The 22,592-nt window shown below is 40.1% G+C and carries 19 protein-coding genes; 2 read left to right on the top strand and 17 right to left on the bottom strand.

Features of this window, described 5'->3' with window-relative positions; translation table 11 throughout:
* Positions 1–33: 33 nt before the first annotated feature.
* On the bottom strand, positions 34–522 hold the full coding sequence (locus tag UYC_RS0112435) for a hypothetical protein (protein ID WP_016878580.1): 489 nt from the start codon (positions 520–522) through the stop codon (positions 34–36).
* A 274-nt stretch (positions 523–796) separates the two neighbouring features.
* Here UYC_RS0112435 and UYC_RS0112430 point away from each other — a divergent pair, with 274 nt between their 5' ends.
* Positions 797–1,009 (top strand): helix-turn-helix domain-containing protein, encoded by a 213-nt coding sequence (locus UYC_RS0112430; RefSeq protein WP_016878581.1) that lies wholly within the window; start codon positions 797–799, stop codon positions 1,007–1,009.
* Between the two features lie 56 nt (positions 1,010–1,065).
* A complete protein-coding gene (locus UYC_RS0112425; protein ID WP_016878582.1) occupies positions 1,066–1,746 on the top strand; it encodes a phosphatase PAP2 family protein in 681 nt (226 codons plus the stop codon).
* A gap of 201 nt (positions 1,747–1,947) precedes the next feature.
* On the opposite strand, the gene UYC_RS0112415 is transcribed toward UYC_RS0112425, so the two are convergent.
* From UYC_RS0112415 to hpsA, 16 genes are all read right to left on the bottom strand, one after another.
* A complete protein-coding gene (locus UYC_RS0112415; RefSeq protein WP_026087729.1) occupies positions 1,948–3,342 on the bottom strand; it encodes a PP2C family protein-serine/threonine phosphatase in 1,395 nt (464 codons plus the stop codon).
* Positions 3,343–4,214: 872 nt separating this feature from the next.
* Positions 4,215–5,909 (bottom strand): signal recognition particle-docking protein FtsY, encoded by a 1,695-nt coding sequence (gene ftsY, locus UYC_RS0112410; protein ID WP_016878587.1) that lies wholly within the window; start codon positions 5,907–5,909, stop codon positions 4,215–4,217.
* A 358-nt stretch (positions 5,910–6,267) separates the two neighbouring features.
* On the bottom strand, positions 6,268–6,897 hold the full coding sequence (gene nusB / locus UYC_RS0112400) for a transcription antitermination factor NusB (protein ID WP_016878591.1): 630 nt from the start codon (positions 6,895–6,897) through the stop codon (positions 6,268–6,270).
* Between the two features lie 117 nt (positions 6,898–7,014).
* Positions 7,015–7,788 carry a DUF502 domain-containing protein gene (locus tag UYC_RS0112395; RefSeq protein ID WP_026087730.1) on the bottom strand — a complete coding sequence of 258 codons (774 nt, stop codon included), beginning with the start codon at positions 7,786–7,788 and terminating at the stop codon, positions 7,015–7,017.
* A gap of 373 nt (positions 7,789–8,161) precedes the next feature.
* Entirely contained in the window at positions 8,162–9,019 is an 858-nt protein-coding gene (locus tag UYC_RS0112390; protein WP_016878594.1) for a glycosyltransferase family 2 protein, read from the bottom strand.
* A gap of 73 nt (positions 9,020–9,092) precedes the next feature.
* A complete protein-coding gene (gene hpsJ-B / locus UYC_RS0112385) occupies positions 9,093–9,929 on the bottom strand; it encodes a hormogonium polysaccharide biosynthesis protein HpsJ (protein WP_016878596.1) in 837 nt (278 codons plus the stop codon).
* A gap of 169 nt (positions 9,930–10,098) precedes the next feature.
* Complete coding sequence (locus UYC_RS0112380) at positions 10,099–10,755, bottom strand: TIGR04282 family arsenosugar biosynthesis glycosyltransferase (RefSeq protein WP_016878601.1); 657 nt, start codon at positions 10,753–10,755, stop codon at positions 10,099–10,101.
* A gap of 32 nt (positions 10,756–10,787) precedes the next feature.
* Positions 10,788–11,339 carry a GspH/FimT family pseudopilin gene (locus UYC_RS0112375; RefSeq protein ID WP_016878603.1) on the bottom strand — a complete coding sequence of 184 codons (552 nt, stop codon included), beginning with the start codon at positions 11,337–11,339 and terminating at the stop codon, positions 10,788–10,790.
* A gap of 74 nt (positions 11,340–11,413) precedes the next feature.
* Positions 11,414–12,361, bottom strand: coding sequence for a glycosyltransferase (locus UYC_RS0112370; RefSeq protein WP_016878605.1), 948 nt, complete (start codon positions 12,359–12,361; stop codon positions 11,414–11,416).
* Positions 12,362–12,379: 18 nt separating this feature from the next.
* On the bottom strand, positions 12,380–13,363 hold the full coding sequence (locus UYC_RS0112365) for a glycosyltransferase (RefSeq protein ID WP_016878606.1): 984 nt from the start codon (positions 13,361–13,363) through the stop codon (positions 12,380–12,382).
* A 39-nt stretch (positions 13,364–13,402) separates the two neighbouring features.
* Positions 13,403–14,386, bottom strand: coding sequence for a hormogonium polysaccharide biosynthesis glycosyltransferase HpsE (gene hpsE, locus UYC_RS0112360; protein ID WP_235083177.1), 984 nt, complete (start codon positions 14,384–14,386; stop codon positions 13,403–13,405).
* Between the two features lie 31 nt (positions 14,387–14,417).
* Positions 14,418–15,380: a hormogonium polysaccharide biosynthesis glycosyltransferase HpsE gene (hpsE, locus tag UYC_RS0112355; RefSeq protein WP_235083178.1), complete on the bottom strand. Its 963-nt coding sequence runs from the start codon at positions 15,378–15,380 to the stop codon at positions 14,418–14,420.
* A 175-nt stretch (positions 15,381–15,555) separates the two neighbouring features.
* Positions 15,556–16,167 (bottom strand): pilus assembly FimT family protein, encoded by a 612-nt coding sequence (locus UYC_RS0112350; protein WP_016878611.1) that lies wholly within the window; start codon positions 16,165–16,167, stop codon positions 15,556–15,558.
* A 20-nt stretch (positions 16,168–16,187) separates the two neighbouring features.
* On the bottom strand, positions 16,188–17,099 hold the full coding sequence (gene hpsC, locus UYC_RS0112345) for a hormogonium polysaccharide secretion pseudopilin HpsC (protein WP_016878612.1): 912 nt from the start codon (positions 17,097–17,099) through the stop codon (positions 16,188–16,190).
* A gap of 31 nt (positions 17,100–17,130) precedes the next feature.
* On the bottom strand, positions 17,131–17,802 hold the full coding sequence (gene hpsB / locus UYC_RS0112340; protein WP_016878613.1) for a hormogonium polysaccharide secretion pseudopilin HpsB: 672 nt from the start codon (positions 17,800–17,802) through the stop codon (positions 17,131–17,133).
* Positions 17,803–17,919: 117 nt separating this feature from the next.
* Positions 17,920–22,377, bottom strand: coding sequence for a hormogonium polysaccharide biosynthesis protein HpsA (hpsA, locus tag UYC_RS0112335; protein WP_016878615.1), 4,458 nt, complete (start codon positions 22,375–22,377; stop codon positions 17,920–17,922).
* Between the last annotated feature and the right edge of the window lie 215 nt (positions 22,378–22,592).

Below are 22,592 nucleotides of genomic sequence, written 5' to 3'. Positions count from 1 at the left end.
AGATAGTAGATAGTAGTTTTTAACCACTATCCACTATCCATTAACCACTAACAAATCATGGCAATAGCTCTGCTGGAGTTCCTGCAATGTTTCTTCGTTGAATGCAAATTTCATTAATCCCAATAATTCACTCCAGTTAGACAATCTAGCGTTCGAGAGAGCTTGCCAATACTCGTAGGTAAAGAAATCCACCCACCAATTGGGAGCTTGGCTTTTGTGTGCTGGATCTGGATGCTTTCGCCAGCGTCTGCGCCATTTAACTATTTCTGCTGATGTGGGTGGCTGTACTCCTACAATTGGTGGAAAGTCTGCATAGCTAACAAACTTACTTACGCCTTTGGCATGAACATAAACAATGTAACGCCAGCACTCTACAACGTAAATATCTTCTAACTTAATCTTGAACATTAAGGCTACAGCTTCTTCTGTCACAAATCGCGCTAGGGAGTGAACAACAGGGGATTTGTGGACAATTTTTGACTCACGAATAACAAGCTTTTTTAAAATGGGTGATGATAACATAATAGACAAATCCTTAAGCGGATAGCCTTTTGCGAATAGGTTTCTCTGGCAAATAACCTTTTACCAATAGAGAGATTCGTTTTAAGGGTTTTATTGAATGGGAATGCGATCGCCATGCGGGCACTGTTGTTGGAAAGCGCGAAGCACTTTCACACCCGAACAAGGTTTGGGTGTAACATCAGCACCATCGCCCTTCAGTTTTCCAGGGCGGAGGAAGATCGTTTTTTAGAATAAAATTATTAAATGACTAATACAAATCACTGTCAAGTAGATTATGGGGTTGGTGAGGCTAAGAATTAGAGAGTTTGCTGCCCAGAAGGGTTGGACGTTAAAGGAAGTATCAGATCGCTCTGGTGTAGTATACAGCACTCTCAGAACATACGCCCGATCGCCTGGATTGGCAACCGTAGATTTTACAGCCATTCAGAAATTAGCACGGGCATTTGATGTCATGATTGAGGAATTGGTTGAGGTGGTGCAAGAGTAAGCAGCTCAACAGAATGCAATCAACTAGTCTTAAATAAATATCAATTTATAAATTAGATGCGATCGCGAATTTTTTCGCTAATATTTAGTATTCGATTAGTCGGGTTGCTGCTTTCAGCGGTGGCTTTATGGATATTTGCCCAAATTGCCGAAGAAGTTTTAGAACAGGAAACTCAAAGACTTGACAAAGGCATTTTGCTAGCAATTCGCAGACTGCACACACCATTGGGCGATCGCATCGTGCTAGGTATCACTTTTCTTGGTGAACCAGTGGTTTTATTGGTAGTTTGTTTGGGATTGGGAGCTGGACTTGTATATTATCATCGCCGCTCACAAGCAACAACCTTGGGCATCGCCGCAATCGGGGCGATCGGCTTAAATTATTTACTGAAAGTGCTATTTGGTAGGGCGCGTCCAGAGTTATGGAACCGTATTATTGATGTTAGTCAATACAGCTTTCCTAGCGGTCATGCGATGATTTCGTTGGTGATTTACGGCTTTGTTGGCTATTTACTGGCAAAGCAATTTCCTCATTGGCAGAAATGGATTTTTGCTTTGACTGTTGTTTTAGTTGTCGCAATTGGTTTTAGTCGGCTGTATCTGGGTGTACACTGGCCCACTGATGTAGCAGCAGGGTATGCCGCAGGCATAGTATGGTTGATAGCCTGTATTCTGAGTTTAGAGGTGTGGCAGATGTATCGCTCCTCAGGCAATTCTTCATCACAAGCTCCTAACTAGTGCAGCACGGCAAACTGGGAATTGAGGATTGGGGATTGGGAAGAAGAGGACAAGGGGAGGGGGAGAAATGGGGACAAGGGGAGAGAAGAGGACAAGGGGAGAAGACGTGAGTCAAGATCCTTCCCCTTCCAAGTCACCTTGTCACCCTGTCCTCTTCCTAATTCCTAATCCCTAGTCCCTAGCCTAAGCGCCCCTAGTTCACTAATCAACTTGCAAGACAACTAATGTCATATCATCGGTATTTTGTTTATCAGCACCAATAAATTGCTGTACTCGCTCAAATAGATAATCTAGAATTTCCTGCGGGTCGTGGCAATATCTACAAGCAGCACTGAATTCATTTACAAGGTTTTCTTCGTCATAGCGATCGCCACTAGAACTAGCTGCATCAGTCAAGCCATCTGTATAGTAAATAATTGTATCTCCGGGTTCTAAACGAGCTTTAGCGTCTTCATATTGACTATTGGCATCCAAGCCGATTAACATTCCCAAAGTATCCAAGCGCGTGATTGTTTTTGTTGTCGCGTGCCACCATAAAGGAGGATTGTGCGCTGCGTTACTGTAAGACAAAGTTCGAGTTGGAGGATCGTATTGCGAGTAAAACAAAGTCACGAAGCGGTTAGAATTTTCTAAGTCTGCATACATAACTCGATTCAAGTTTTGCAGAATCTGTGCTGGGGAGTTACTGTGTAAAACCTCTCCTCGTAGCATTCCTCGCATCATTGTCATGATTAGTCCTGCGGGAACTCCTTTGCCCATTACATCACCAATCACCAAAGCCCAGCTACTCACTTCCCGTTCCGGATTATAATTGGGCTGAAAAATCAGATTTTGATTAGTAGGAATAAAATCGTAGTAGTCTCCACCAACACGATTGGCGGGTTTACAACGGGCGGCAAGAGTCACGCCAGGAATGGTAGGACATTGACGTGGCAGCAACCGCCTTTGAATTTCTGCGCCAATTTCCAATTCCTGATCGAGCCGTTCTTTTTTCCGTAGCTCTACAGCAAGTTCATCGTTTTCAATCGCTACCGCAGTTTGATCTGCAACCAAGCGGACTAACTTTTGTCTAGTTTCTGTCCAGCTATATTCTGGATCGCGGCTCAAAACGTAGAGCCAACCTCGTTCCACATGCTTTACCAGAATTGCTGTACCAAATATTTGCATATCTGGCCCCAAATAGCGATGCATTTGGTCATCTAAGATACCTGTACTAGTTGCTAGTGGAGGCGTGTTTGGCACGTGAATGATTTGGCTGCTAGCAGTTTCTAGCGCTTTGCGGATATTCTTTCTCTGGCGGCTATCCTGCCAGTGTAGCTGTTCTAACCGGATTTGACCGTTAGGCTTATAGAGAAACAATGCGCTACCGTCTGCGTCTGTTACTCTTGTTGCCATCAGCGGAATCAACTCTAAAAACTGATTTAAGTTGTTGAAGCTTCTGAGGGCAAATCCTAAAGAACTTAATAAATCTTGGATTTTGTTCTGCTCACGATGCAACCTTGCCACAAGTTCTTTGAGTGCCACAACTGGAGTCACGTCGGTTGTGGCACTGCTGTTACTGTCGGTAGGTTCAGAAGGCAGATGAGGCACAGGCACAGGCATTATTGCACTTCACTAAGCAGATTGGTAATGATTGAATAAATACAGTTGTGTTGAAAGAGCTAAACCATATTTAGACAAGATTAGTCAGTTTAGCAAGAGTAGAATGACGTATTGTGTAAATTTTAGAAGCATTTCATAATTTGATTTGTTCTCTTCATCAAGGCAAAATTTTTAAGTCATGGGTTTTTAATGTGAGATTAGTCCATCAATCGCAGTAGTTTTTACTCAGTACCATAAAGTTTTCTATTCTTTCATAACTGAATCGTTATGTAATATGCCTTTAGATAGAAAAACTTGTAGGAGAATATCTTATTAATGTTCTATAGTCAATTCAATGAAAAAGGTACCAGAAAATAAAGGGTGTAGAATATTTTGCCAAGTATAGGATTATGCGATCGCAAAAATAAATTACTTTTGAACTCTACTAGAACAATAGAAGTTATTGAAAAATTCTATTGAGAAAGCATAATTGCAAACTTTGCAGTTCAGTATGAAAGCGATGATGTTTTGGTTTTTTTCATTGCCCTGACATTAGGTTTTAAATTTCCTCCAGAGAATATTATCTGACCTCACGACCAATAGTTGCTAGAAAAGTAACCAAAAATATGTCCTTAATGACATACACAAATTAACTGTTTTGTTGGAACATTTTACAACCCCTTGCTGGGTGGGTCAAAGAAAATTTTTGATGCACCCTAGCAAGGGTTACCTACCCCTGATAACAGACTTACTGGCGTTTGGACTGACGCTTTTAGGACTTACGCTTTCCTAGTACTGCATTTTCAAGGAATTCAACAGAATAATACCAGAATAGTAAGTCCTAAATTTATTAGTTTTGAAACACAAATAAAATCAAAATCACTTGGCTAACCACTTAAAAGTGCTTCGACAAACTCGTAGCTAGAAAAGGGGCGCAGATCTTCAATACCTTCACCAGCACCAATAAAGCGAATAGGTAAACCCAGTTGCTGCACTACTGCCAGGGCAACACCTCCCTTCGCGGTGCTATCGAGCTTGGTTAGAACCACGCCCGTAAGATTAGCCGCTTGGCAAAAAACTTCAGCTTGCCGCAGTCCATTTTGACCTAAGGTGGCGTCTAGAACCAACAGTGATTCTACTTTGGCATTAGGGGCTTTTTTGTCGATAATGCGACGGATTTTACTGAGTTCTTCCATTAAATTTTTCTTATTTTGCAGCCTTCCTGCTGTATCTACCAGCAATAATTCTGTTTGTCGTGCTGTTGCTGCTGCGATCGCATCGAAAACCACAGCAGCCGGATCTGTGTTCTTGCCTGGATTGGCAACTACCTCCACACCACTGCGTTTGCCCCAAATTTTTACTTGTTCTACAGCTGCTGCTCGGAAGGTATCTGCTGCCCCAATCAAGCACTGATAGCCGGATTTTTGTGCTAGGTGAGCCAGTTTGCCGATGGTTGTGGTTTTACCAGCCCCATTGACTCCAGTGATTAACCAAATGTTCAAAGTATCTTTTTCTGGAGCAAAGGAAAGCTTTTGAGATTTTTGAATCGGCTGATCCAGCATCTCTCGGAGGATTTTTTTGAGGTAAGCGATCGCCTCTTCTGGCGGCAAGACTTCTTCGCGCAGCTTTTTTTGTAAAGCTTCAATGATATAGTCTGTTGCCTCTACACCCACATCAGCTTGGAGCAGCAAGGCTTCTATTTCTGAGACTGCAGCTTGGTTGAGCGGCCCTTGACCGACAATAGCCTTAAGTTGATTTACAATATTGCGGCGGGTTTTGTCTAAGCCCTGACGCAGCCTCTTGAGCCAAGTAATTTCTTCAATCGAAACGTCTTCCGCACGTCGCCCTTGTGCTGCTAAAACTTCTGTTGACCATAAAAATCCTTCATCAAAAGCCAGTTCGGGTATTTCTTCTACTTCTGATGTGGCAGTAGTTGATGGTAACTGTTCTGGTTCTGTAATTTCAATCGCAGTGGCGATCAGTCGTTCCTGCTTCGCTTGCCGTTCCGCTGCTGCCCGTTCTAAAAAAGATAAGGTGCTAGGTGCTGTTTCTGTTTCCTGCTCTGAAGTAAGTGCTTCAATTGTTACTCCTTCAGTCACATTGGGTGTAACTTCTTGACTATCAGTGTCTGCCGCCACAGTAATTGCCGAATCAGACACAGTGTCTTCTTTAGAAGCAGCAGGCTCTTGTGTAGTTATTTGTGCAACACTTAGTGTTGGTTCTTCCTGTGGTAATGACGTTTCTTCAGGAACTTCAGTAACATTTTCAACAGCTTCTTCTGCTTCTACTGACGCCGCGACAGTGCTTTCCGGCGCAGAGGTTTCTGGTAGTGTTTCAGTTGTTACCTCACTAGAAGGAGTTTCTTCTGGTTGGGCTTGTTGTTTTTGTTGAATATTTTTGTAAGCAGCTTTAGCGTATGCCAATAAATCTGCTGCCGCTGGTTGTTCTGCTTCTGGAGTTGGTGTTTCAGGTGCGGCAGTGTCTGGGGGAGATGGTTTTGCAGACGGAGTTTCTCTCTGCTTTTCTTGAGAGGTTGTTTCAGAAGAATCGTTATGTTGACGACGGAACCAATTAAAAACCATTTGCAGCTGGTTGTGTTAGTTGTGAGCTATTTCCACACTACAGTTATTAGTTAGTAGTGTAGTAGTTAGTAGTTAGTAGTTAGTAGTTAGTAGTTAGTAGGGGAGGCAGCGCGTTGCGGAGCCAGTGCGCCCTTGCGCTCTGCCGACTTGTAGCACCTGGCGTCGGGTTAAGCGCGTTGAGTGCGACTGCCGTGCGGGTTTTATGGATTAACTTTGGGTTAGAACTGATAATTTATCTTTTAAACCCGCCCGTACAGTAGCTGGTTGTTCTCCTGGTGCCCCTGAAGCTCCCCTGCTTGCCCCCTTGTCTCCTTATCCCCTTGTCTCCCCATCTCCCCATCTCCCCTGCTCTGCCAGTTCACACAGTCTGTTTTTGCTCTGTAACTCGGCGTAAAACACCATTAATAAACCGATGCCCTTCTTCTCCACTGTAGCGTTTGGCTAGTTCTACAGCTTCGTCAATTGCTACCTTGTTAGGCACGTCTAAAAACATCATTTCCGCCACAGCAATGCGCAAAATATCACGATCAATTTGGGCAAGGCGAGTCACTTGCCAGTCTACTAAAGCTGTAGATATTTGTTGATCTATGTTGTTTCGCTCTTCATCAATTGTTCTGACAATTTCAACGGCGTATCTACTAACTTCCTTATCCTGATTTGCTAGTTGAATTAATTCTGGAAACTCAATAGCTGCACCTAATTGATTGATAGCCGTTTGAGTGGAGGCGATCGCTTCCTTTACCATGACTCTAGCGGAGTTGAGATCGGCAGCACGAACTTCGCTACTTAGGAGGCGATCGTTACTGCGCTGGAGTTCTGCTGCAGCATTATCTAGAGTATCCTGTACTTCCGATCTCAAAGTACGTACAGCTGCCAGCACTAATTTAGGTAGTTGTTCCTCAGTCAATTTTTTGGGGTTTGCTGGCAGTTGGGAGAGGCTCAGAAGCGCTAATTCCCTGGCGATTTGACGAGGTTTCCTGGGTTGCATATAAATTAAGTAAGAGTTTATAAGAAGTGATTTACCGATTAAAACAGAATTAAGATGCAATCGGTTTAGTTAGATAACTAAGCATATGAATTTGTCTCGGACATTACAATATGGATTTTAAGCATCTTCGATCGGAAAAGCCTGCCGCTTTGGATCGAGAGATGACATTTCTAACTTGCAGTCTTTAGCAAGAACTAAAGGTGGTAGGGGTGTATTGGGCGCGACAATACCACCAGAAACTATGATTTTAAAGGCATCTTCTATCGACATTGACAGGTTGACTACTTCATCTTCCGGAACAACCGCATACCATCCGGTTGTTGGATTGGGGGTGGTAGGAATAAAAATGCTCAATACTGGGCGAGACATATTAGCTTGGATATCGCTGCTAACAGCACCAGTCACAAAAGCGATCGCCCACATTCCGCGTCTGGGATACTCTACTAAAATTACCCGGCGAAATTTGCCATTGGTATCTTTAAGTAATGTTTCTAGAAGTTGCTTGAGGGTTTTGTAAACCTGCCCAGCTAAAGGAATCGCTTGTAGAACTCGCTCACCCACATCCAGTAACCAGCGCCCGGCAATATTCCTAGCCATCAGACCGATGAGTAGAATACTCAAAAGAGGTACCATCAGTCCTACTAGGAGATCCAGTAAATTGACCAAAATCGGGTGCATCCCCTGAAAGGGATTCAACTGTTTAGGAATACGGGTAAGGAAATTAACAACCCAACTGGCAATGGTAATTGTTAGCCAAATAGTTGTTGCTAGGGGAATTACTACCAATAAACCAGCAATCAGGTCATTTTTTAAATCTTGCTTCCAACGATCAATTACCAAACCCCGGTTCTCCTTGTTTAGGCTAGTGGAATGTCTGTTATTGGTACTCATAACAGCAGTTTTCTAAATTGGCTAAGTACAGTTCTGTACGTATCAAGCACCGCCAGTCGTTGCCCAATACAACAACATGGCTTGATTGAGAAAGCAGCTATTTTTTTCCTACTTAGTGAATATAGACCTAATATCAACCTAGATTGTGGCTGTTGGTCTAATAAAGCATTATTTTTCTTTTTACGACTTGTAAACGATTGTTGCAAGTATTTATGGTCTTTCTAATATTACCGCGCCCAATCAAAAGCTGCTTGTCATTTTGCAAGCAAGGTTAGCCAGCAAAAGAATCTACTTTGTCTGGTCAATTTACTTTAGAACCGTAACTTCTAACTATTCTGAAAACTTTTATGTGAAAAATATAAAAAATATTAAATTATATAACTTTGCTTTCCAGAGCTTTTGTCTCTAAGCTTGGTTGGGTAATATCCCTTATTTCCCAGGCTTTGAGTAAAATTAGATATTCGTAGAACATCTGCAATACACACCAAGCTAATCCAGCTTGTCCATCCCAGCAGCCACCCAAGATAAAATACATATACAAAAAACGTAGTAGAGGTCTAGCAGGTAGCCGTAAAGATAAATCTTTTAAGGCGCGGCGACGTTCAACCTCCGAGCTACCAAAAAACAAACTTTGCCAGTTAACTGTGCCATTTTCTAGTTGATACAGCGTTTCTTTAGCTTCGTCAGTAGAGTAACGGTTGTGCTTCTCAATCCAACGGCTTAAACCTTTACTACAAGTGTAATGAGGATAAGTTTCTTTTAAAAAGCCTGTTGCTCCGTCACATACTTCTCGTTCAGTATGCCCGTAATCTGTAAACCAAACTTTGCCGTGGCAAAAAAGCCGCAGTTGGTAGCGGGGATATTGTGTACTGCGACGAATCCACCTATTCATGAAAATCACACGTTCGGCAACATAGTAGCCAATACAGTTTGGATTTTGAATTGCTTGTTCGCATTCAGCAAATAATTCTGGTGTCATGCGTTCATCAGCTTCGAGAATGTATACCCACTCGTTTTTTGGAGGTATGTTTTCTAACATCCAAGTTCGCTGACGTCCATGACTTTCAAATTCATGCTGAACTATACGCACAGGATAGCGACGGGCAATTTCCACAGTGCGATCGCTACTGCATGAGTCCACAACAATAATATCGTCAGATTGCATCGCCGACTCGATACAAGCAGCAATATCTAGTTCTTCGTTATAGGTCAATATGTAAATTGATAACATCTGAAAATTTTTAGTTTTATGATTAATCGTTGTGGCAGTATGAGAAGTCTCTTACTGCCTCACAGTTAATGAATTAGCGCATACTAGTTTTAGGTACACCACCTTTGCCAGCATTCATACTTCTTAATCCTGTCCAACCGAGAATAATGTATCCGATGGACAGTAACAAACTATTCATGCCAATTCGCAATCCAGACTTCCAAGCTCTTTGTCTAGCTTGTTGTTCGGCTTCTTCTTTACCTTGACGAATTCGGTTGAGCTGTTGATTTGCAGCTTGCTGCGGATCGCTTTGTTGGGCAAGGAACTTGTCAAGCTCTTGGGGATTGGCTTTAAACTTTTTGAGTAATTCTTTTTGCTCTGCGGGAAGGTTGGGATTATTAAGTGCTTGCTGATATTTTTGCTCATCTTTCAGCAGTTCGGTAAATTGAGTTCTAACTTGGCTTTTTTGTTTTTCTAACTCAGCTTTGACTTGTTCGTTACTTAATTGAGCTTGTACTTGTGATAGCTGATTTTTCAGCTGAGTTTCTGCTTGTTCTGCTTCTTTATTAATTTGTTCAACTCTTTGATCGCTAACTTGACGTACATTATTTAAATGCAAGGGAAAAATTAGCAAAAATATCAAGCCTAAGATACTCGATAATATCAGCGCCGGGAATCTCAAATCTATCCCCGACGAACGTCCATCGTCAGTACTATCAGCCCAATAGCCTGCAAATAGCAAACCCAAACCTACCATTGGTACAATACCCCGATCTACTAACGCTGTTGCCAAATCGATTTGCCAAGTGCGATCGGTTGGTTGAAAGGGAAACAACAGAATTAAAACATCAAGTAAAAAGGACAAAATTAAGATTACCCCGGCTACCTTTAATGTACGGGCAGCGATGATGGCAGCTAAACGGTTATTCATAATCATCATCTCGCAGTTGATAAGAGTGATTGAATATTCTATGTCAAATTCAATGCAATATTGTTCCCTGTATCGAACCTAATTGTTTAAAAATCAGAGTATTCCTTGAGAATGGCAAGTAAAAATTTTTCCTTACTTTATCAATACACCACCGTAACATTTACATTTTCTAGTGTCTTCCGGAGAATCCTCTTGTTTGCAAGATATTTTCCCAAATCGATATATCCTCTGGGCGGTCAACATCAGCTAAAGTTGGCAAGTAAAATACTGATAAATTCAGTTGATGAGCAATATCCACAGTTTGCTGGAATACTGTATTGGTTCCCCAGTCTATGCCAGTAAACAATTCTGGAATTGGATACTGTAAACCAATCAAATAATAGCCACCATCGATTGCCGGGCCAAGTACAAGATTACTTTGCTGGAGTTTTGCAAAAGCTTGTGTAAGAATGTTGATATTAACACTGGGGCAATCCGTGCCTATGATAACGACTGATTTTGCTCCTGCTTCAAAAGCATTGACAAGCGATCGCTCCATCCGTTTCCCTAAATCTCCTTCACCTTGAGATTGATAAACCAAACCACTTCCTAACCAATCTTGCATTAATTGGGAATTCCCCCCTGCAAACCGTACTTCCAACGAAATGGGAATCTCCTTTTGTAATTCTTTAGCCTGCAATAGGGTATATTCAGTCATCTGGCGGTGAAGATGAGCAGCGCCTTCACCTCCCAAAGCAGGAATTAATCGAGTTTTTGTTTTACCTGGCTCTGGATAGCGAGTAAAAATAATCAAATGCTGTTTAGCGATTTCTGATAGATGCAGCACGCAATACCTTGTTTAAATTAGCCAACAATATCTTAATAGCAATACTTGCCATCTTGATCAGGTTGAGCTTGTTCCTTGGCAGTTCGCATTGCTCCTAAGATTGTAGAGACAAAAACGCAGCGTTTAGCCTTGCCACCATGTTGACTAGACAGAGTTATCCTGCCCAGAGGAGGTTTATCAACACTACCCATATAGTCAAATCGAATTCGCTTCACTCCACCAGACTGTTGTAATGTCGTTTCCCCATCTAAGCGAATATTAGAATCTAAATTGTTCCAGTTAGCGTTAGCTGGATTAACACTAGCAGGATGAACAGCCCATTGAACAATACCATTATTGTCGCGAAAACTAGCTTGCCAAGTCAATTTTTCTTTTTTGGCTTCGCTTTGAGCTTGACGCATGGCGCGGTAAACTTCGTTTTGAGCAACATTGAGACGGCGAGTGTGCATGAAACTCAGCCAACTAGGAACAGCTATGGCACATAATATACCAATTACTAAAATTACTGCCAACAGTTCTAATAATGTAAAGCCACTGTGATTGTGATCTGAAAGTATATTTTTGTAATTAAATTTTGTAGACACAGCAAATAATCTCAGGTATTTCTTTTTCCGCAATCGTAGCTATAAAGTTCTACTGATGCTAGAAAATTTTAAAACTACTTAGCTTTTTTAATAAGTATGATTAAAGCCTTAGCCCAAGATCCAGGAAAGATAATAAAGACTAATATTTTAAATAAAATTGTTAAGGTAAATTTGAAATGCTGAACTCGATAAGAGTCGTGGATGAAAAACCTCCATACAAATATTAATCCTAACAACCCTTTTTTTTGATTGATAGGTTCTTGTAATACTTTACAAATCAGATATTTGTAGAGGTTTGCTATACTTTGAGATTCCAAAAATTTTACAGACTCATTAGCTTCAGCAAAGTTACGGTTAATTACTTGCAAACAAGCAGCTTCCATCCGTAAAATATTCGCAGATTCTGAAGTTGCAGATACTCTATATAAAATTTGCGGAGATGGCACTACAACAAACTGATAACGAGCTGCTATTCGTAACCATAAATCCCAATCCTCTGCCGGAGTAACAGACGGATCAAAACCACCAACTTCTGCTATAGCCTGTCTACAAACTAAAGGATTAGAACCGTTTTCTAAAAAATTATTTACTAGCAACTTATCATACACATCTCCACTGTTACTTAAATGCATTCCTGTAAATAAAAATTTACTTTGTTCATCAATATAGTTAGTCCAGCTATAAGCCAATTTTGCTTGTTTATGTGCTTGTAATTGTTTTAGTTGAGCTTCAAGTTTATCATATGTCCAAATGTCATCGGCATCTATAAAAGCAATATATTCACCTACCGCATGGGATAATCCACGATTACGACTGACAGCTTGCCCTGCATTGGGATAAGAAAAAAAACGTAAACGAGGGTCTTTTATATTTTTAATAATCTTTAGAGTTGAGTCTTGAGAGCCATCATTAATTATAATTAATTCAAAATCAGTAAGAGATTGACTTAACACTGAATTTATAGATTCTAATAAAGTTTTTTCTCCATTGTAAACTGGAAGTATAATAGATATTAATGGCATATAAATGTATATATGTAGTTAAGGATTAAATTGCATATAACCTAGTAGAGTATTGGTATTAGATATCTGAGGTATTTTAGAGAATAAAATTTTAGTGAATTGAGAAGGTAAGAGAGTTGTTGTAAGAATCCTCAAGATTATCTTCAGGCAAGCTGGTGCTTTTAGCAATGAAGGATCATTGATAATAGCCTTCCACAAAAATTTTGTTGCTACAAGATTTTTGGATTTTTCTGGTGAACCTTCTAAAGATTTACAAAGCAGATACTTATACAGATTGGCCATGCTATATTTTCTTAAATACATTAAGGATTCAGGAGCATGACTAAAAGCTCGTTGTATCACTGTTAAACAAGCTGCTTCCTGACTGACTACATTAGTAGATAATGAGTTACCGGAAATGCGATATAAGATTTGTGGAGATGACACAGCTACAAATTCATAACGAGCAGCTAACCGTAGATAAAGATCCCAATCTTGACCACCGCTGAGAGACTCATCAAAGCCGCCAACTGTAATTAAAGCCTCCCTTTTAATCAAAGGATTAGAGCCACTTTCTAAAAAATTAACTACTAAAAGCTTGGCGTAAACATTACCAGTAGCTGTAATATATGTCCCTCGCCGTAAAAATTGACTTTTTTCATCAATACAATTTGTCCAGCTATAAGCTACAGATGCTTGAGGATGAGATTGTAGCGCTTGTAGTTGTAACTCTAGTTTATCTGGAGTCCACATATCATCAGCATCTAAAAAACTAATAAACTCTCCATTCGCGTGCTTTAATCCACGATTTCGGCTAATATTTGCACCAGCATGAGGAAAAGAAAATACCTTAATCCTAGAGTCAGTAAATTGAGAAATAACTTCTAAAGTTGAATCTTGAGAACCATCATCAACAATAATTAGTTCCCAATTTTTCAAAGTTTGTTTAAGAACAGATTCAATTGTGTTTTGAATGCTTTTTTGACTATTATAAGCTGGAATAATGACAGATATTTTAATCATAAAGTTCATTAAAATAAATAAAAAATAGAGATATGAGCTTTATAAAAATCTATGAAAATAACATTTCAAGTAATACAAAGGACTAATCATACTAGCTAAGTAAAATTCTATTTCAAAAAGTGCAATTAAATTGGTTTTTAATTGACCTTTATATTTAAAAATATGCTGCAATATTCTACATAGATTACCCAAAATTGTTTTGATTAAAATGATTGGTTTTTCCCAGCTTTTAGCATTAATTAAACGTAGTTGAAAAATACACAAACCACAGCCACGAGCTAGTGCTATTAAGTAGTCTTTTTCCAGCCGCCATTGTGGTATTTGATGATAGATGTGCATGGCGGGATTGTACCAAATTTCCCAACCAGCTTTGTATATATATAAAAGTGCTTCTGTATCATCTCCAGCAAGCATAAATTTACCTAGCCTGCCCTTAAAAACTAATTGCTTTGGAACACTTTCACACCATACTTTTTTACGAACAACTAAAGCTGCACCTGGAGGAAGTCTTAAATTATCAGCATCAAATAAATATGGTTGTAAACCATGTTCTCTAATAGCTAGAAAAGTTTGAATAATTTTAAAGTTTTCTGGAGGATTTACTTCAAAGTCACCGTGAATTTGACCACTCCATGCGCCAGCTTTAGGATGCTTTTTACCAAAAATATAAGATTGCCAAACCCAATCATGTTCTGGTAAATTATCATCATCTAAAAATGCAATAAATTCGCCTTTAGCTTCACTGACAGCCCGCATTCTTGCATAGGCTATTCCTTGCTGTTTTTCATGAAAATACTTTAATGGACAGACATTATTGAAGTGTTTTTGGTAATTTTTTATTAACTCTGATGTGTTGTCTAAACTATTATTATCAATAACAATTACTTCCCAAGTTATTTTTTGTAAATTTGTTTGTTTTAACAATTTATCTAAAACTGTTGGCAACCGCTTTGCACCATTAAATGTAGGAATAGCAATAGTAAAGTCTAGCTTCCCTAAATTTTGATTAACTAACTCATTCATAATTTTTGCTATATAATTTATATTTAAATTTTTATTTAAGATTAAAATATCCATTTTTCCAAAGATAAAATGGACTAATAAAACTACTGATAAAAAGTTGTATTTCGCAAGCTGCAACTAAATCACTTCGCAATTTTGTACGATATATAAGTAAGTGTAAAATAATTTTACGTAAATCATTAAACATATAAGCTAAAAAAATAATTGGTTTATTCCAAGGTTTGACATTAACCATTCGAGTCACATAACGGCTAAGTCCAATTCCTTGAAAAAAAGGTATTAAATATTCTGGTTCTAAACGGAAATTAGGAATTTTATGATAAATTTCCATCTCTGGGTTATACCAAATTTCCCAACCAGCTTTTTGAATGTAAGATAGCATTTCTAAATCTTCACTAGTAAGCATATTATTATAAACTCTACCAGTTAAAATACTGTGTTTCGGAATGCTTTCTAACCATGTTTGCCTACGGATAACAAGCCCCGCAGATGGAGGAAGTAGTCTTTTTTGAGGTTCATAAAGCAAAGGGAAATTCCCTCTTTCTGTAATTGCCAAAAATGGAGCAACGCGGTGAAAATTTTTTGGTGGTTCTACTTCCCATTCTGGGTGAATTTGACTACCATAGGCTCCTGCTTGAGGATGGATTTTGCTAAAAACATAAGCAGCTGCTACCCAATTAGATACTGGGTAGTTATCATCATCAAGAAAACCAATCAATTCACCTTTAGCTTCCTTGACTGCATGTCCTCTGGCATAAGCTGCACCTTGCTTTTCTTCAAAGCAGTACTTTAAGGGATACGGGAAATGCCAGTTTTTTTGATAGTTTTCAATAACTTTAGCTGTATTATCAGTGCTATTATTATCTACAACAATGATTTCCCAGTTGATATTTTCTATGTTAACTTGATTTTTTAGTGCATCCAATAATTGAGGCAAGCGTTTCTCCCCATTATAAGTTGGAATTGCTACGGTAAATTCACAGTTTTCATTCATCATTAGTTTAAAATTTAAATTGAAAATCATTAGCTAGTTTATATAGCTAATTTACAAATGAGTATTAGATGAGATTTAAAAACTAAAAAGCGTGATATTTCAATGTTGCTATGCTTTTTACTTTTTTAGTTCAGTGTTTATATTGATTTTGTAAAATGATTGATAAAATTCTTACTTAACTACAAGCCGTATCTTTGGCTGTTCGCATTCCGCCAAGCAGAGTTGCGACAATAACGCATCGCTTCACGCCACTGGCAGTACTGCTAGCAGTAGGTATAGCTACCACAATACTTAAATTAATGTCAGAATCACTTCCTCCAGATTTGGGTGCTAAAGCACCCATGTAATCAAAGGTAATTGTTTTGGGAGTGGTTAAGTTATTGAATGCAACAGTAGCAGGAGAAGCGAGAGTATTTGCATTACTAAGATTTGTACCAACTATTACTTGTCCTGCCTTTATGCCTACATCTGTGCCTAGATTTCTCCATGTAGTTGGTGTTGTGCCACTGTAAATAGAAAATTGTGGCACATTGTTGTCAGTTCTAAAACTGACACTGTAGTTACGTTTATTCTTTTTCGCTTCTCGTTGTGCTTCTTGCAGAGCAGCCAGAACAACATCATTAGCTTTATTGACTCGTTGTCGATTCGTGAAAGCAAGCCAACCAGGAGCAACTATCGCTGCTAAAACCCCTACTATTAAAATTACTACCAAAAGTTCTAGCAAGGTAAAACCAGCTGTTTTTTGGGAGGATGATAGCTTAAGTGACTTCAATGCTGATTTGGTCATATTATCCCCGTAATTCATTGCTATTTAGTAAACAAAAATCCCCGTCCTTGTACCCGTATACTTGCGGTTGGGAAATAAGTTTTTTTACTATTGTGGTAATTCAATTGGTTGTTTTGCAGACGTGCGAGAGCGTTGCCTCGTAAAAATACTTGTGCTGTTGTATTGGCTCTATCAATGCAAGTATAAAAGCCTAATAAACTACCATGTATCAGCGAGATTCCGGTAGGGCAACTTGGAGGAGTACCAGAGGTTTGATCGATAAAGTCAACTAATGGGATGGGAACATTAGTATAAGTTGCTGAAGTTTTTGTCCAGGCATTCATTTTCTCCTCTAGAGTGCCAGCACCATCTAAGCTAAATCGTTTAAAACCTTCACTAGGACACCAACCAGAAACATACTTTTCTGTGTACCCAGTACAACTGACACCACCGCTCTCTGCTAATACGCCATCTCTAATTTGCCATCTAGCTATGCGAGCAGCGTTAGACCACGGTTGTTGATTATCTTTAATTAAATAGTATGCTATCAATGAGTAAACAAAAGTATCATTTCTTTCCGTGCCTGTTACCGTAATTGCTTGAGGAATAAATTCTCGTTTCCAAAAAACTAGGATTGGAAATCTATCTGTAGCTGTTGGAGAGGGTAATTGATTTCTGATCGCTGTGATTCCAGCTGCATCATAAATATAGATTGCTTGCTGTAAATCGCGAGCAATATAATCAAGTGCTGTTTGGATTTCTTGTTCAGAAGTTGCTTTCGCTTGCTCTTGGCGATCTGTGTTCAAAATATTAACCATAAGTCCAAGCAAAGGTGTGATGACAAGTACAGCCAGGATCATGGCTACCAACACTTCTATCAGGGTAAAACCACTCTTTTGAACAAGCTTAGAACGTTTAATCTGGATACCAAGCAGAAATTGGATTGGACTCATGCTACACATTCTCTATTTAAAACTTTATTACTTAGTTACAAGCAGTATTTGAAGTTGTATTACCTGTATCTTTAAGGCGGTTGCACAAGTCATTAAATGAAGTTGATTGAGGAGCGATCGCTGTGATCATTTCTACGAGTGGAGCTTTGCGATCGCCTAATCCACCTGTGAAAGTAGTTTGTTTAAGAGGTGCCTTTCTCAAGGAGCCATCTGAGTTAAACCCGTCTGCTCTATAAACTCGCAAACCCAATTGGTAGCCAGCCTTAGCGTCAGTAGAAGCAGTGTTATAGCGAAATGCTTGAATTATCAAGTCTTTAGTGCTAGCGATTGTACAACCTCCACCATCACCATCTATACAATACAAATTGTCCGCAGGGGTGGCGGGAACAGTACAGTATTGATTAGCATTACAGGTTAAACTTCCGACTGTTGGGGCATCCGATGCATTTAAAGACACACCAGTGCTAGTAGATGCAGGAGGAGGAATCGCCCTTGTTCTCACGCCATCAATGTACGTTTTAGCGGCTTGAGTTGCTAATTCTATTCGTCTTGATTGTACGCGAGTCGCAGTTGCCAAGACTATGACAGGTGCGATCGCTGCCAGTAAAACAGCGGCAACTAGAATTGCTACTAAGGATTCAATGATGGTGAAACCAGACTCACTAGATGTAGGGTTATTTTGTTGTTGTTTGTGCTGAATCATTTTTACTCACCAGTTTCTGGTATTTGCAAATTTAAGATGAGTTCAATGGGTTTAATTTGTCCCCTCTGATAAACCTCTCCCCGCTTCGGGGAAAGGCTTAAGCGAACTTACATCAAGTTAGTTACAGCGACGCTGATCTGCATCAACTGCATATTGAGTATCGTCTGAGGCTTTTTTGGCACACAACAAAGTCTTCACCCAATCATCATCTCTACCAACTTCCCGGAAGAATTCATCGGGTAGATCGTCTGGTATTTTCACTAGTTTTTGGGCAAATAAATCTGGTGATTGAGACAGCAACGCCACATCATAACCCCACTGCCGTGCTGGAGCTAAATAGTAAGGTATTCTACCACCAGCATTCGTGGTTGTAGGCATAGCATACCTTTGGGAAGAGCCTGATACCAGTGCCATATATGGGGCTGTTGCATATTGACTGCGCTTTATTTGCATGAAGGAACCAGTAATCCTGGCTTTAATAGCATCGCTTGTTGTTCCTGTGGGGTTCCAATTCTCTATGAAACGGGGTAAGTTGTGTAAACCGCCATTGTCTTCATTGGAACGAGCTGGACTATCTCCAGCAGCAATAATGACATTGAAAGTAGTTTCTGTTGCTATTGGTAACCAATTTCCGTGTCTGCCAGTGTCAATAGTATTTTGACTAGCAGTTGGAGTGGGATTACTCTCCGTAGTAAAAGGTTCGTCAATTTGTAAAATTGGTCGTTGCCAATTTCCATTACTGTCAGGTCGTAACCAAGGTATGAAAATGTCTTGGTTCGCTGCGTCTTTTACCACTGCTGGTTGTGTAGAACTTGTGAAGTTAAATGCCTGTATTGTCTTAGGGTTTCCATTCCCTACTCCATAAATTTGAAGGGGACTAACTAGCGCACCAGTAGTAAGATCTCGTTTAAAAGCAAGTCTTCTTGGGAAAGCTGGGTTAGCCCACTTGCCGCTAGGTGGACTACCCACCGATCCTGTCTTGACAGATGTTATTGTACTTCCCTCAGCATTACGTCCACCACTGTTCCATGAACTTTGACCTTGACCTGCATAGTCTTCTGGATCAGTGTTAGTGTTGGTCATGATCCAGTTTTTGGGGTTGCTACATAGGGAGATATCTGTTTGAGGACAAATTTCATATGCATAGTCTCTAGCTCGTGTCCATTTCATAACTGGCGTTACAAAGTTGTTGAGATAGGAACTAGCTTGAAAACCTTGTGTTGCTGCTTGACCTATTACATCTGGAACAAGGTCTTGGGGCATACCATCACTGCCATACCATTTAAACTGTGGGACAAAGCTGTTGACGGTAGAGAAATAAGTTGACAAAGATGATGGAATACTGCTAGAAACAGGCTTCCAGTCATAGTCTCCCTCATTGCGGAAGCCTTCTCTAAAGTTATTGGAAAGTAGAGTCACGGCATCAGCCAATACAGCCGCAGGTCGCCATTCATCACCTGCTTTTCCATCACTATTTTGATCCTGACATCCTCCTGGTAACCTGGGATCACCTGGACGACAAGCAAATTCGGGATTAAGTGTAGAGCGTTCGTAGAAAGATGTCTTACCACCTGCAGTTGTTGCCCAGTCATCGTTTAGCAATTCCCGAAACTCTTCTTGAGTGTGTAGGTTAAAGTCACCTTTAATATATACAGGCAAGTTAGAAGCCAAAATTAGCCCTTTCTCTACATCTCGATAAGTATTCGTTGCACCCCGGAAAAGTTTTGAACCGTTAACCAACATAATGCCGTTTGGACGGCGATTTGGATCAAGTTTAAAGTCTACTGGGCTTTCTAGCTTTGCTGCTGCTGAATTACCTGCACTTTCATCTAGTAGTGCATCATCACGGGTGGCATAGATAATACCGCTATTGGGTAGTAAGTATTCTTGTGTACTGGCTGGCCCCGATCCAATAGTTGTCGTCCGCAGCGAGTTGATATCTAGCACTGTAGCCCGAATTTCTAAAGGTTGTCGGTCTTTTAGGAGAAGATCGTAATTTCTACTTCCCGTAGTTGCGTCAATTGCCTTAATTTCTCTTGCATCTAAAAAGGCAGTTTCCCTAATTGCACCGTGAGGAATGACAGGTGTACCCTGAACCGAAAGACTGCCGTCTAAAATTTGTAAAGCGCAAATTGCAGAGTGAATAGCAGACTGGTCGGAAAGAGTACGATCTGCTGCTGCTTTAGCTAAGGCATTTTTGAGTGGTTCATTCACCCAACGCCCGTTGGGATATTGTAATTGAGCTTGGTAGTTAAGAACTGCACTATAATCGGTGATAGACTTATTGGGGGCTGCGTAAACTATACCGTTATTGGATAAACCATTAGTATCCGTATTCCAAGGCAATGTCTTAGTCGCAAACGTTGGTATATTTTTAGCTGTTGTGCTGTTAGTCGGCTCGTAGTAACTACTTATACAAGCAATTGGTGCTGGGCTTGTTTCAGTGTAGCTAGCGCTTTTGTAGTGATAAACCGCTGTAGCCCGCATTTGTAAATATGGCTGAGTTGTTGTAGGCTGAGGCACCTCATATTGAATATTCAGACCATAATAGAGTTCAAAAGGCTTAATCGCTGCAGGAACAGTAGTACGTTTTGCTGCCATCAAATCAGACCAAATTTGCGTACTGTAGGAAGAGAAATCGCTAGTTGCAGCAGTAGCTCCATCTGGTAAATAAATGCCTGCACCAGTTACAACTCGTAAACCACCAACAGGTTCTTGCGGAGCAGGTACTTTGGCGGCTGCTAGTTCCCAGTCTCCATCTCGTCCTATAGCACCTAAATCAGCCAACTGCTGAATCTGGCTACGGCGACTACGAACGTTATCAGAGTTGGTATTGTTAGGGTAATTCCAGTAATAACTACTAATGGATTGGGTATCTTCCTTCCCTGAGCCAACAAACCTACCTTTGCTGCTGTCCCACCACAATTCAGGCAGGTTATTACCAACTAAAACGCGATCGCCTACATATCGTTCCCTGCCTTCATCTTCTTTTTCCAACTTTGTTGGTTCTGTTGCACCAGGTAGTAATCTGTTACCACTAGTGTTAAGTGTTAAATTGGCATAATCAGTTTTATTTGTACCGTTAGTAGGGTTATAGGGAAAAACCCAGTAGTCTATTGGACGGAGTGAATCACCACTGCTGCCGGATTGAAATGGACTCGTTGTGGCGTAATCTGTACCAGCGCTCATTAAAGCATTACCATTAAAGCCAACTTCTGCGTAAGGTACGCGGCGGGTACGTTTTTTAAAGTAAAGTTCTAGTTTTTCCCGACGAGATTTTGTCGCAGGGCCATTTTGCACTTCTTGCGGATCGCTAGTTGCAGCATTAGCCATTTGAGCATCAACCAAGCGATTGATACGCTGTACGTAAGCTAAACTGTTGTATGCAATAGCAGCTGACCAATGGCTAACAGATTTATTACTTGTGATATTTCTACTCGTATCTGTATTAGGATTAACTCCTTTACCTTGGAACAAATGTACATAAGTACTGTTGGTTAAATCACCACTGTCATTAGTAAAAGTTCCTCCCCCTAAATTACCACCAACAAGAATTTTGGCATTGTCAGCTTCATAAAAACAGGAATTTGGACTACTAACTTGATAAAGGGTTACTCTTTCAAAACTACTACCAGTTAGGAGATTACTGTTAGAAATAATTCGTCCATTCAGGTTTAATTTTGGGCCGGGAGTTATTTCTAAATCATCTTCATAAACAACGGCATTGTTAACTAGAGGAAGTTGTACACGCTCTTGTTGATACTCTATTGCCGAGAAGCCTTTATTGCCTTTGTAACGCTCATATCCAGTAGGTAAAGTACCAGTGTTGGTAATAGGAACATTGGCAGTATAAACGAAAAAGCTTTTTTTCAACTTATTGCCAACCTTAAACCAGCCAGTGTTACCAACCAAAGTTGCACTAGTACCAACAACATCTTCACAGCCACTACTGATTCCACCACCTACCATTGGCGGAGTTCTTGCTTCTAAAGTATTTCTAGCACGGGTAAATGCGCCACCACTGCTAGGAGGATTTTTAAAGTAGATGCCATAAAGTGTGTAGGTATCAAATAAGCCGTTGTTATCAGTATCGACGGGGTATATCCACGCCGAGCGAAGGTTGTCAGATCCATAAGTTACTTTAAGTTGTTGCTCATCTCCAAATGTATATTCATTGACATACGTATTGAAGGCACTTTCTAAAGCTGTATCAGTGGGTGTTGCTCGTGGTAGCCGACTGTCTGCAAACAATTTATTTAACTTAGATTTAGCACGGTCAATGGCTGGAGCCGCAGCGTTGAGAACAGCTTCATTAACTCTGACGTTGCTGGCATTTTTAGAACGTTCAAAGGATCTAAACATAATTGCAGTTGTCAGCAGTACCACTACCAGCGATACCATTGCCACTGTTGGTAAAACAAAACCAGCATTATTTGTTACTCCTCTTCGTTTCCAAGGAGTAATTGAATAACGCAGGAACCAAATAATTTGTCTTTTAATTCCAGATAAAAATCGCTGATTAAATTGTTTGTAAATCTTTTTGATTGCCTTGACTCGTTGGCTCTTACGAGGCATAGCTGTTTCCCTATTAAAGATTGTGATTGAAGTTAGAATTCCCGTCTTGACAAACAGGATGTTGTTAGGCGAGTAAACTTATGATGCCCATTTGTAAAAAAAACATATCAATCTGTTGAAACTTTATAATTGGTACTAAAAAAACCTCCAAATTAAGGGAGGTTTTAGGGAAAAATATTCTCATATTTTGCATGAGAGCCAGAGGCTCTAGTTCT

Source organism: Chlorogloeopsis fritschii PCC 6912 (assembly GCF_000317285.1).
Classification (GTDB): domain Bacteria; phylum Cyanobacteriota; class Cyanobacteriia; order Cyanobacteriales; family Nostocaceae; genus Chlorogloeopsis; species Chlorogloeopsis fritschii.
The sequence above is the reverse complement of the archived record's forward strand: the minus strand, read 5'-3'. Positions and strand labels throughout refer to the sequence as shown.

Bases quoted from the DNA above. Each gene is read 5' to 3' on its own strand.
- ftsY (WP_016878587.1), bottom strand. From the start codon at position 5,909: ATGGTTTTTAATTGGTTCCGTCGTCAACATAACGATTCTTCTGAAACA.
- UYC_RS0112370 (WP_016878605.1), bottom strand. From the start codon at position 12,361: ATGCCATTAATATCTATTATACTTCCAGTTTACAATGGAGAAAAAACT.
- UYC_RS0112425 (WP_016878582.1), top strand. From the start codon at position 1,066: ATGCGATCGCGAATTTTTTCGCTAATATTTAGTATTCGATTAGTCGGG.
- nusB (WP_016878591.1), bottom strand. From the start codon at position 6,897: ATGCAACCCAGGAAACCTCGTCAAATCGCCAGGGAATTAGCGCTTCTG.
- hpsB (WP_016878613.1), bottom strand. From the start codon at position 17,802: ATGATTCAGCACAAACAACAACAAAATAACCCTACATCTAGTGAGTCT.
- UYC_RS0112390 (WP_016878594.1), bottom strand. From the start codon at position 9,019: ATGTTATCAATTTACATATTGACCTATAACGAAGAACTAGATATTGCT.
- hpsC (WP_016878612.1), bottom strand. From the start codon at position 17,099: ATGAGTCCAATCCAATTTCTGCTTGGTATCCAGATTAAACGTTCTAAG.
- UYC_RS0112430 (WP_016878581.1), top strand. From the start codon at position 797: ATGGGGTTGGTGAGGCTAAGAATTAGAGAGTTTGCTGCCCAGAAGGGT.
- hpsE (WP_235083178.1), bottom strand. From the start codon at position 15,380: ATGAATGAAAACTGTGAATTTACCGTAGCAATTCCAACTTATAATGGG.
- hpsA (WP_016878615.1), bottom strand. From the start codon at position 22,377: ATGCCTCGTAAGAGCCAACGAGTCAAGGCAATCAAAAAGATTTACAAA.
- UYC_RS0112365 (WP_016878606.1), bottom strand. From the start codon at position 13,363: ATGATTAAAATATCTGTCATTATTCCAGCTTATAATAGTCAAAAAAGC.
- hpsJ-B (WP_016878596.1), bottom strand. From the start codon at position 9,929: ATGAATAACCGTTTAGCTGCCATCATCGCTGCCCGTACATTAAAGGTA.
- hpsE (WP_235083177.1), bottom strand. From the start codon at position 14,386: ATGAATGAGTTAGTTAATCAAAATTTAGGGAAGCTAGACTTTACTATT.
- UYC_RS0112395 (WP_026087730.1), bottom strand. From the start codon at position 7,788: ATGAGTACCAATAACAGACATTCCACTAGCCTAAACAAGGAGAACCGG.
- UYC_RS0112435 (WP_016878580.1), bottom strand. From the start codon at position 522: ATGTTATCATCACCCATTTTAAAAAAGCTTGTTATTCGTGAGTCAAAA.
- UYC_RS0112350 (WP_016878611.1), bottom strand. From the start codon at position 16,167: ATGACCAAATCAGCATTGAAGTCACTTAAGCTATCATCCTCCCAAAAA.